Consider the following 12,299-nt stretch of genomic DNA (forward strand, 5'->3'; position numbering starts at 1 on the left):
GTATTATTTTGAAGTTGAATAAGAATATGGATAACTACTCGACGAAGTTCCTCTTTGATTATTAGGAATATTGTTCATGTCAAAATCCAATACCGTTCCTTTGAGCAAATCAAAATGATTGATATAGTTCTTAGAGTATGTTTTATTATTCCATTTTAATTCCTGAACATATTTATTATCTTCCGAATTACCCGGAGCATTTATGATTACTTCTTTTCCATTTTCTAATTGCAACGTTACTTTCTTAAACAAAGGCGCTCCTAGAACATACTCTTCTGTAGCTGGACAAACAGGATAAAAGCCCATCGCCGAAAAAACATACCAGGCCGACGTTTGTCCGTTATCTTCATCACCACAATATCCGTCTGCTGTAGGTTTATACAATCGGTTCATTACTTCTCTGGACCAGTATTGTGTTTTCCAAGGCTGACCAGCGTAATTATACAAATAAATCATGTGCTGAATAGGCTGGTTGCCGTGCGCATATTGCCCCATATTCATGATTTGCATTTCCCGAATTTCATGAATAACGGAGCCATAATAACTTTCGTCAAAAACTGGAGGCATGCTAAAAACAGCGTCCAACTTAGTAGTGAATGCTTTTTCGCCTCCCATTAAATCAACCAAGCCTTGCACATCATGAAAAACACTCCAGCTGTAATGCCAACTGTTGCCTTCGGTAAAGGCATCTCCCCATTTGAAAGGATTAAAATCCGCAGGAAAACTTCCGTCTTTATTTCTTCCGCTCATCAATTTGAACGAAGGATTAAAAACATTTTTATAATTCATCATTCGCTTTTCAAACAAATTGATTTCTTTTTTGGGACGGTTTAAGGCTTTCGCCAATTTCCAAATAGCAAAATCATCATACGCATATTCCAATGTTCGTGCTGCATTCTCATTGATTTTTACATCGTAAGGAACATACCCTAACGTATTGTAATACGCAGCGCCTTTTCTACCTACCGCATCCATTGGTCCTTCATTATTGGCTCCATGCAACAAGGCTTCATACAATGTATTGATATCATAATCCCGCAATCCTTTCATATAAGCATCAGAAACTACGGATGCCGAATTATTCCCTACCATCACATTTCTAAATCCTGGGCTGGACCATTCTGGCAAGAATCCGCCTTCTTTATAATCGTTAATCAAACCTTCCTGCATTTCTTTATTTATGGAAGGATACACTAAATTCAATAATGGATACAAGGCGCGGAAAGTGTCCCAAAAACCGGTACCGGCATACATATAACCTGGTAAAACCTTGCCATTATAAGGGCTGTAATGCATAATTTTCCCTGCGGCATCTATTTCATAATGCTTTTGAGGAAAACAAGCGGTACGGTACAAACAAGAATAAAAAGTTCTGAATTGTTCGTCACTGCCACCTTCCGCTTTTACTTTCCCTAAAACTTTATTCCACTCTTCTTTTGATTCCGCAACAGTTTTTTCAAAAGAAGCATTCCCTAATTCCGTTTTCAAATTCAACTCGGCTTGCTCGATACTTATAAATGAAGAAGCGACTCTAACATTGATTCTCTCTCCTTTTTTAGTTTTAAAACTCACTACAGCACCTGCATGATTGGCTAAACTTTCCAATTTATCTTTTTCCAAAATAGTGTCTTTCCAAGTATAACTTGATGAAAAAGACTTGTCGAATACTAGCACAAAATAATTCTTGAAATTAGCAGGAACTCCGCCACTATTTCGAGTCGTGTATCCTATAATTTTATTTTCAGATGGAATTATCTTAACATAAGACCCTTTGTCAAAAGCATCGATCACAATTGAAGATTGCTCATTTTCAGGAAATGTAAATTGAAAATGTGCCGCTCTTTCAGTAGTGGTTAATTCGGTAGTCACATCATAATCGGCAAGATAAACACTGTAATAATACGGTTTCACTGTTTCAGATTTATGACTGAACCAACTGGCTCTTTCGTCTTCTTTAAAAACTAATTTTCCTGTAACTGGCATAATGGAGAACTGTCCGTAATCATTCATCCATGGTGAAGGCTGATGCGTTTGTTTGAACCCTCTAATTTTTTCAGCGGTATACGTATAAATCCATCCGTCTCCCATTTTACCGGTTTGCGGTGTCCAAAAATTCATTCCCCAAGGTCTTGCAATCGCCGGATACGTATTCCCATTAGAAAGACTATGCACCGATTGTGTACCCATCAAAGGATTTACATATTCCACTGGATCTAAAACTTTGGTCTGTGCATTTGCAACTACACAAAGTAACGTTAAACCAAAAATCAAACTTTTTATCTTCATAATTTTAATATAATATAATTCCTAAAATCCTCTCCAGATTCTCTAAACTGCGACTGAGCACTGAATACTGTTACAAAGGTCTATCCTCTTTTTTTACACCCCAAGTTCCCGAAGGTTTGCGTCCCATATATAATTTCAATTCGCCTCCTTTTACAATCATATCGTGAGTGATATAGGATTTTGTATAGGGTTTCCCATTATATTCCGCTTTCTGAATGTAAATATTAGTGCTGCTGTTATCTATTGCTTTCAATGTAAATGAAATACCATTTTTGTTTTTTACGGTTGCATTATTTACCAATGGGCTTCCTAAAATATAAATTCCGTTCGCTGGATTAACCGAATAAAAACCCATCGCGGAGAAAACATACCAAGCCGACATTTGTCCCAAATCTTCGTTACCGCATAATCCATCCGGTTTTGTAGAATAGAATTTATCGTCAATTTCCCGAATCAGTTTTGCCGTTTTCCAAGGTTGTCCAGCGTATGCATACAAATAAGGAATATGATGATTGGGTTCGTTTCCTTGTGCATATTGTCCAATCAAACCACTAATATCCGGAGAAGCTTCTTCGCCTTCCACTTTGTCAGTTATTAAAAACAGAGCATCTAACTTGGCTATAAATTTATCTTCACTTCCAAATAAATCAATTAAACCATAAGGATCTTGAGGAACCAACCAAGTGTATTGCCACGCATTTCCCTCTACATAATCGTCTTTGCGATGAGCAGATGAAAGCGGATTAAAAGGCGTCCTCCAATTTCCATTGGCTAATTTCCCTCTCATAAAAGTAGTTTCTTTATCAAAATAAAGTTTATACAGATTAGCTCTTTTTGAAAAATAAGTATAATCCTCGGTCTTGTTCAAGGCTTTTGCCATTTGGGCTACACACCAATCGTCTATAGCATATTCCAATGCATTTCCAACAGTTTCTAACATCGTATTGGCAGGAATATATTCCAATTTTTGAACATAATCCATTCCGTCGCGGGTTTGCATTCCCGTTTTCTTTATAGCTTCATACGCAAGTGCCGTATCGTAATCGCGGTAGCCTTTTAGATACGCATCTACAATAACAGCAATCGAATGATTCCCATTCATGGTATTGGTTTCATTACCCATCAAATGCCAAACCGGTAATCTTCCTTGTTGCTGATAGATTGCCAAGAATGATTTGACAATATCATTAATTTTATCGGGTTGCGTAATCGTGTACAAAGGATGCAAAGCGCGGTACGTATCCCAAAGCGAAAAAGTGGTATAATTTGTGAAATTTGCTTTTTCATATACTTTTTTATCTGTTCCTCTATAATCGCCATTGGCATCATTAAAAATAGAAGGTGCAAAAACCGTATGATACAACGAAGTGTAAAAAACTTTCATCGTTTTTTCATCGGCCTTAATCTGAATTTTATTTAATTCGGTATTCCATTTTGAATTGGCTTGTTTCACCGTTTTTGCAAAATCCCAAGTTGGAATCTCCGCTTTTATATTTGCGGAAGCATTCTCATAACTCACTGGCGAAAGACCAACTTTGACTAAAACCTGTTTATTTTTTAAAGTTGCAAAATCAATAACAGCTTTCATTCGGACACCTTCTCCTTGATTTCCTAACACCACTGAAACATTGTCATACAAGGAAATATTCGAAATAGATTCCGAAAATTCCATTGCAAAATAGACTCTTTGGTCATCAGCCCAACCTTTCGAATGACGGTAACCAACAATCGTCTTAGCTCCAGTTTTTTTTATGAATGTTTTCATTGGTTTATCCCAACCCACACCATCTGCTAAATCAAGTAAAATATGGGAATCATCAACAGAATTAAAAGTGTATTTATGGAATCCAACTCTTTCGGTTGCCGTTAATTCAGCCTTTATTTTGTATTTATCCAATAAAACGCTGTAATAACCGGGCTTAGTAATTTCATTTTCATGCAAAAAATAAGAGCCATAACCGGTAACCATATCTTCCTTTGTTCCTTTGGTAAGCGGTACTTTTCCTGATACCGGCAACAAAAGAATATCATTCAAATCTCCAATTCCAGTTCCGCTCAAATGGGTGTGCGTAAATCCTAATATCGTATTACTCGCGTAATTATAGCCACTGCACCAATCCCAACCCTCAAAAACATTTACCGGACCTAGCTGAACCGCTCCAAAAGGCACATTGGCACCCACAAAAACATGGCCGTGACCAGCAGAACCAATCAGAGGATCCACATATTGAGTGTAATCTAAACTGTTTTGTTTTTTGGTTTTCACCTGTGAAGTAACCGGTAAAATACCTAAAATAATTATTAAGAAAACAAGGTGTTTATATTTTGAAATCATTTTGTTTTGTTTTAAATATGACTTGCGTACTGTAAAAATAAATCTCTCTGAAGAAATAGAACACAGATGACGCGGATTTAACATTTATAATTAATTGGGTCAAAAAACAACAGTTAGCCCTATTTGGATATGATATTCTTTAATATCCTAAATTCATTCTAAGACAAAAACCTTAGTTTCTTAGCTGCTTAGAACCTTAATTTTACTTGTATCGATTAATTACATCATACAATGACATAACCGTGATAATTGGCTTTGTTATTTTCCCTTCGAACGAAATTTTCATTTCTTCTCCGGCAGATAAATCCATATAATTCGTACTTAATTTCCCTTGGTATCCTTTAATTTCAACATAGACATATTTGGCTGGTTTCAGGGCTTTAATGATTATTTCATTTCCTTTAATGCTCCAACTGATTTTAGGATTTTCCAATTTTAAATCTATAGGACGCGTCAGATCAATCTCAGGAATTTTATCATCCCGATACGCTTCCCGCATGGCGTACCAAGCCGCTTTGGGTTGTCGGTTATAATAATCCGTAACACTCCAGCTCGCCACAGGCCAACAATCATTCAATTGCCAAACTAAAGTTCCCATATTATAAGGCGCTTTGGAACGATGAATCCCAATAATATTCTTTAGCGAATAATACTGTAAACACTGCGTGAGATAGGTATAATCCTCTACTTTCATGTTTTTTACTTTGGTGGAATCAATAAAATAACGATTCAAATAGGAGTTTAACTTCGTAAAACCATTTCCTGCTTTTTGATGTGCTTTTAATACATCCGAAAATAAATGACGGTCTTCAGGCAACGTAAATTTTTCTATCGAAGAATAATTCGGCATCGCTTGCATTCCGTATTCACTAACAAAACGTCCTGTTTTATTTTTAACCACTTCAATATCTTCTAATCCCCACCAAGTTCCCCAATAATGACTATCACCTTCTGTAATACTTTGTTTCCTACCCCAACCAAATAATGGTGAGCTGCTAATATATGGTCTTTTATCATCCACTTCTTTTACCCATTTTGGAATACTGTCCTGAAACAAGCGAACATAATCTTTCCACAAACGAGTCGAATCCTGCTTTGACATATTCATCGATTTTTGCCAGCCCCAGTTTTTAAATGCTTCGTCAGATTCGTTATTCCCGCACCACAAAACAATGCTCGGATGATGACGCAAACGCTTTACTTGGTACTGCACTTCTTCTTTTACATTGTCAAAAAACGCTTTATCACCGGGAACCATCGTTCCGGCAAACATGAAATCCTGCCAAACATTGATTCCGTATTTATCACATAAATCATAGAAATAATCGTCTTCATAAACACCGCCACCCCAAACACGAAGCATGTTCATATTAGCATCTTTAGCAGACAAAACTATCTTTTCGTATTCTTTTTTAGTAACTCTCGAAAGGAAAGCATCCGATGGAATATAATTTGCCCCTTTCATATATACCGGCTTGTCGTCGATTTTAAAATAAAATGATTTTCCAAGACTGTCCAGTTGTTGTACCAATTCAATCTTCCGATTTAAAACATATGGCTTCTCTGGTGTTTTTTCGTCGAAAGTCTCCAATCTTACTTCTTTCCAAATGCCGCAGGTCGTAAATTTAGGTCCCCAATCCCAACCAAAATGATACTGTGCTTTCCGAACATACAAACGAGGATTATCCGGAATTACAAAAGGTAAATCTCTCTTGGCAAGTAAATCCACTACATTTTGCGCCGATACAAAGACAACCACTAATTTATTCGTACCGGGATGCAAATACTTTTTCACATCAACACGCCATTGACGAAACATGTTATTCGCTTTTAATATTAATTTCCCATTCAAATAAACCGTTGCATAGGTATCCAATCCATCAAAAACCAGTGCTGCATTTTTTTTCTTTAATGCTTCTGGAGTCACTTGAAAAGAAGTTTTATACTCCCAGTTTTTCTTCTCAATCCATTGCAATTTTTTATCATTGTCACGAAAAAACGGATCTGGAATAAGTTTGTTATTCAATAAATCAGTATGCACTTCTCCCGGTACTGTTGCAGCATTCCATTTTACCGTTTTCTCCTGACGAAATTGCCAGCCGTTTTTGAGAACTACTGAACTATTTTGAGCATTCGCCACAAAAAACAGGTTTATAAAACAAAGGATTCCAAACCAAAAAAAGGCTTTTTTAGATTTCATTGTAAGGGAGTATTAAAATCATTATTTGTGTATAATTTCTATTCTAATGGACAAAAGTGTTTTATCCTTTGGCAACACCTTATTGCATTATAATTTATTGGTTTACTATTTTAAAAGTATAAAAATCTAATCAATTTATCATTGTTACAACTGCCTAAAGCAGCTTTATTTCTATTGTGAAAACATGGGTAAACAATGCTATTCTATTCCGCAGATTATTGAAAGTAACTCCATTTTTTTCAGCAGACAGCAAAGAATAAAACGTTGTGCATTGCGAAAAAAGAGGTGATAAAAACAACTAAACCCTATTAAATAACATCTGTTTTTTTACCTTTTTTTATTAGAAATATCAAGATGATAAATAATAAAACAAGTCGGGAGGTAAAACCTACCCGACCTGCTTTATACTTTTTAAATCTAAACTATTAGTGCTTAGCCCACCAAAGCGGGGTAAATATATCATCAGCACCACCTAAGAATCCTACCGCTTGTTCATACCCTTTTACATTTGAATTTTTCAAACCTGAAGTATATTTCAATCGTTGTGGAAAGAAACTAACCTGATTGGTCATGAAGTTAGAAGAATTTAAAGTTGGTAAATTAACTAAAGGTAATTCTACAGCCGGATTTTCAAAGAAAGGCAAGCCTAATCTTCTATGATCATTCCATCCTTCCAATGGCAACCAAGGAGTTTGTGCTATGAATTTTTGTGTTATAATTTTTGTCAACAAATCATTTTTTACGGCACCATTTTTATACAAATTATTTTTAGGATATAAAATGGTAGCTACACCCGCTGCATTTGTATAACCATCAACATAATTCATTGCGTGGCTCGTAGGCGGTTCTGTTGTATGAGACCAATTTACAGAAGTTCCCGCTCTGTTATAATCATTAGAAGTAAGGTAAGCGCTCAGATGAGACGAAACTCCCCAATAGTCAAAATTCGCTTTGATACCAGCTTCATAAGCATCCTTACCACTCATTGGGACAGCCCAACCTTTAACAGCAGCTTCAGCCAACAAAAAGTAAGTTTCCCATGAAGCAAAAAAGATACGCTTGCTTGTACTTCCTCTAAATACTTGAGACAAACGTGGCATAGTACCATTAAATGCTCTTACTCCATTTCTACTTCCTAATGCTCCCCAATTACCTACAGCAAAGGCATTCCATGTATTTTTTGCCTCAATTGTTTTAACTACTGCACCACTGGCATCAAACAAATTTGCCGATGTAGTCTCTGCACTATTGTCCCAAGAAGGATATCCTGAAAAATTAGAATTTGTAAAATCTCCTGGAATATTAAATGCTTTATAGGCACGTGGATCTATTGCATTTGGCAAACCATCTAACCAATAACCGGCTGCAGGCTCATTTGTTTTCATTGTAAAATGATTTTCAAATTTTAACCCAATATAATCCGCTGGTTTAACACTGGCATGAAAAGAAGGTGCTAATAAATCTGTTGATTTTACACCACCTAAACCAATATAAAGATTGTTCAATGTCACTGATATAATCTGTGCATTCCATTCACGACTCATTACACCAGTCAAATCATCCCATCCTGGTTTTTCTTGCACTTGAAAATTATCAGAAGCGTCTGTTAACAAACTACTGCTTGCCGCAGCTTCAAATTCAGATTTTGCCTTAGCAGGATCTACTTCAGACAAACGCATTGCTAAACGAAGACGCATAGAATTAGCATACTTTTTCCACTTTACATAATCATAACCGTAAGCTGGATCTTCATTCTTTAATTTTGGATTACTGATATTCGAAACCGAAACGTCTAATTTCTCAGAGGCATCTTTAAGTTCCGCCAATAAGAAATAGTAAACCGTTTTTAAGTCCGTAAATTCCGGGTTTTTACCCTGAAATGCGTCAATCGCAATAGGACCAAAATTATCAGCAAGTTCACTCATCAAATATGCTCTCCATATACGAGCCACTTGTTTTAGATTACCGGAATACGGTTTTACAATGCCTTTAGCTTCTTTTTCTTCAGCAACCTGAATAGCTGTGTTTATGGAGTTTAACCAGCCAGCAGAACTATTGTAATAAGCTGTAGACCAGCCATCATCATAACTACCGCCAGATATTCCAGTACTTAACATTTGATGCCCAGCTGTTTTCCAATAAAGCACAAAAGACCTCTCAGCAACATCTGGATTCATTTGCGCTCCAATTATAGAGCTATTTATAAAATATTCCACTTGAACCTGATCTGCGTTAGCAGCTGTAGGATCTGTATTAATCTCATCGAAATTATCACAAGAAGTTAGCATCGCCACAATTGCTAAAGCTAAACTTGATTTTTTCACTATATTTTTCATGATATAAATTTTATAATTGATTAAAAGCTCAATGCAAGATTTACCAAAAAGGTACGAGTCGTTGGTGCTGCACCATTTTCAAAACCAGTCGCATTAGAACCAGTCGCAAAAACAGATTCTGGATCAAGTCCATTCATATGACTTTTAATCATCCAAACATTATTGCAAGAAAGTCCTAGACTAACTTTTTGTAGCGCAGTTTTTGTTAGGAACTTAGCAGGGAAATCATAATTCAACTGTACATTTCTTAGACGAACATTACTTGCATCATATATATTAGCCTCCGTTATACCTAAGTTTCCTGAGCCTGCTACTCTACCCCAATACGTTTCAGGAGTAACTCCCATTGTATTTTTCACATAAGTTGTACCACTTGCAATAACTCCGTTTACTACGATATCTTCTCTTAATCCATTTACAACTGTTACAGATGAAGTTCCGCTTGCCTGCATATCCGCTAATGTTCCTGAGAATATTTCACCCCCGATTCTGGCATCAATTAAAAATGACAAAGACACTCCTTTATAAGCAAAGGTGTTAGTAAAACCAATCATTGCTTTTGCTTGCTGATTCCCTAAACTTACTGGCCCACCTGGAGTCTCTTGAGGCAATCCTGTAGCATCAAGTAATAACTGTCCAAATTCCGGACTCGTTTCATCCGTAACTCTTAAAAATTTACTTCCATAGATTTCTCCATAAGCTTTTCCTACTTCTGCAACCACAGAAACATTATCAAATCCTCTTAACGTATAAACTGATACATCGTCAAACAGTGACACAATCTTACTTTTATTTGTAGAAAAATTAGCCGTAACATTCCATAATAATGAACTTGGATTAGTCAATATTTTTCCATCAACGACTAACTCAACACCTTTGTTTTGAATATTACCCGCATTGATTTTCTTATATTTATAACCACTTAACGGATCCATAGGAAGATCTATCAGCTGATTGGTTGCATTGGATTTGTAAACCGACACATCAAGACCAAATCTACCTTTGAAAAAACGTAATTCGGCTCCAAATTCAGTTGATTTAATCAACTCACTTTTCACATTCGGATCTAACAAAATGTCATTTCTTGAAGCAGTTGTATTACTATTAGGATCTTTTCCTATTTTATAAACATTCACTAACCTGTATGGATCAAGGTCATTACCCACTGACGCATAACTCGCTCTTAACTTACCATAACTAAACCAGTCTGGAAGGCTTTTATTCATCGCTGCAAACATATCCGTAAACACATACGAAAGACTTACTGACGGGTAAAAGAATGAACGGTTTGCTTTGCTTAATGCAGAAGACCAGTCGTTTCTAAAAGTTGCGTCTAAATATAAATAGCCATCATAATTAAGTTGTGCCGATCCAAAAACTGAATTGATTGACTTCTCGCTAAACCCCTCACTTACAGATGGATTACCAATCGCGTTATTTATCGAAAATAAATTAGGCACTTCCAATTGGCTTGCGTTAGCTCCTATAGACGATGATTTACGTGACATCAAGTTACCTCCAAGTGTAGCCATACCACCAAATTTCCCAAAAAGATCATCTTTTTTAGCAATCAATAAAGCTTGGTAATTCGTTTCGGTAAAGGTGCTTTTCCCAACACTATAACTACCTGTAGGAGCTAGAGGACTACCAGCGTACGTTTTTGTATTTGAGCTATTGGAATACGTATCGGCTCCTGCTTTGATTTCGGCATTCAACCAACTTGCAATATCATATTTTAACGAAGCGTTCATCATAAAACGATCTCTTACATCTTCATTAAGATTATATTTTCTGCCCCAATAAGGATTAATTCCGCTTCCGCTTCCTAACCAAATCATATTCCCATCCGCATTAGTAGCTTCTTTGAATTGTGTAATATCGAGTGATCTTGGAAAATTATTCAACAAGAAAAATGGATTAGAACCATTAGGTCCTCCAATGGGTCTGTTGTTTGCTTTTGCATTGGTATATTGAACTTTAGTATCTACAGTCCAACGCTCTCCTTCACCAAATTTAGAAACTGCTCTTGCCAGTAAGTTTGTTCTGCCAAGTTTAGCACCAGGAATCATGCTCTGATCCTCCATACGATTGAAAGAGGTATAAATAGATGTTTTTTGAATCGATTGTTGGAACGAAACACTATTATTTTTAGTTATTCCGGTGCCGCTAAAATAGTTACCTACATTGTCATGAGAAGCTAAAGTCTCACTTTTATCATCCCAATTTATAACAGTTTGTCCTTCAATTTTAGGTCCCCAACTCGAACCAGAAAGTCTATCGAATGAACCTGCTGCACCTTGCCCAAAGTCGTTTTGTTGTTTAGGTCTTGTAAAAATAGTTTCAAACCCTACAGAAGAAGTAAACGTAATCCCTAATCCTTTTTGTTTTCTACCTGTTTTGGTTGTAATCAAAATTACTCCATTACCAGCTCTTGATCCATAAAGAGCGGCAGCTGATGGTCCTTTTAATACGGAAAGGCTTTCAATATCTTCCGAATTTAAATCCGAAATACCATTTCCCATATCAAGACTTGGAACCCAATAATCATTATTCGTAGCCCCTGTAAAGTTGTCCATAGGAACTCCATCAACAACAATCAAAGGTTGGTTATCACCAGTCAAGGAATTAAAACCTCTCAAAACTAATTTTGAAGATCCTCCAGGACCGGCACTAGAACGTACAACCTGTAAACCCGCTACTTTACCTACTAATGCATTCGCTAAATTTGGCTCTCTGGCTTCCACAAGACTTTGTCCTTTTATTTCCTGAACAGCGTAACCCAATGATTTTTTTTGTTTCTTAATCCCGAGAGCAGTTACCACTACTTCTCCTAACTCTTGTGTGTTTTCGGCTAACACAACAGTAATATTATTTTCACTTTCAGCAACATCTACTGATTTTGAAGTAAACCCGATAGATGATACAGTCAGCGTTACTTTACCTGAAGGAACCATGACTGCAAAGTTTCCGTCGGAATCTGTTATTGTACTAATGGTTTTCCCTTTTACCTTTATGGTTGCAGAAACAATACCCTTGTTTCCTGCATCTGCGACTACGCCTGTTATGGATCGGTTTTGTGCTATTGCGCCAAAGCTGCTGAGCATTACCAATCCTAACACTGCTAAAATTCGTTTCATAAGCA

5 protein-coding genes are annotated in these 12,299 nt (G+C 36.5%); all 5 read right to left on the reverse strand.

The features are described 5' to 3' along the window. Nucleotides 1–3: 3 nt before the first annotated feature. The 5 genes from QLS97_RS13275 to QLS97_RS13295 all read right to left on the reverse strand — a co-directional run bounded on the left by QLS97_RS13275 (nucleotide 4) and on the right by QLS97_RS13295 (nucleotide 12,294). Nucleotides 4–2,286 carry a GH92 family glycosyl hydrolase gene (locus tag QLS97_RS13275; protein ID WP_282717322.1) on the reverse strand — a complete coding sequence of 761 codons (2,283 nt, stop codon included), beginning with the start codon at nucleotides 2,284–2,286 and terminating at the stop codon, nucleotides 4–6. Nucleotides 2,287–2,356: 70 nt separating this feature from the next. After that, on the reverse strand, nucleotides 2,357–4,621 hold the full coding sequence (locus QLS97_RS13280) for a GH92 family glycosyl hydrolase (protein WP_282717324.1): 2,265 nt from the start codon (nucleotides 4,619–4,621) through the stop codon (nucleotides 2,357–2,359). Between the two features lie 202 nt (nucleotides 4,622–4,823). Further along, entirely contained in the window at nucleotides 4,824–6,821 is a 1,998-nt protein-coding gene (locus QLS97_RS13285; RefSeq protein ID WP_282717326.1) for a beta-mannosidase, read from the reverse strand. A 425-nt stretch (nucleotides 6,822–7,246) separates the two neighbouring features. Continuing rightward, complete coding sequence (locus tag QLS97_RS13290; RefSeq protein WP_282717328.1) at nucleotides 7,247–9,157, reverse strand: SusD/RagB family nutrient-binding outer membrane lipoprotein; 1,911 nt, start codon at nucleotides 9,155–9,157, stop codon at nucleotides 7,247–7,249. 20 nt (nucleotides 9,158–9,177) lie between these two features. Next, nucleotides 9,178–12,294 (reverse strand): SusC/RagA family TonB-linked outer membrane protein, encoded by a 3,117-nt coding sequence (locus QLS97_RS13295; RefSeq protein WP_282717330.1) that lies wholly within the window; start codon nucleotides 12,292–12,294, stop codon nucleotides 9,178–9,180. Between the last annotated feature and the right edge of the window lie 5 nt (nucleotides 12,295–12,299).

It is taken from the genome of Flavobacterium yafengii (assembly GCF_030010375.1).
In the GTDB taxonomy this organism is placed as follows: Bacteria; Bacteroidota; Bacteroidia; order Flavobacteriales; family Flavobacteriaceae; genus Flavobacterium; species Flavobacterium yafengii.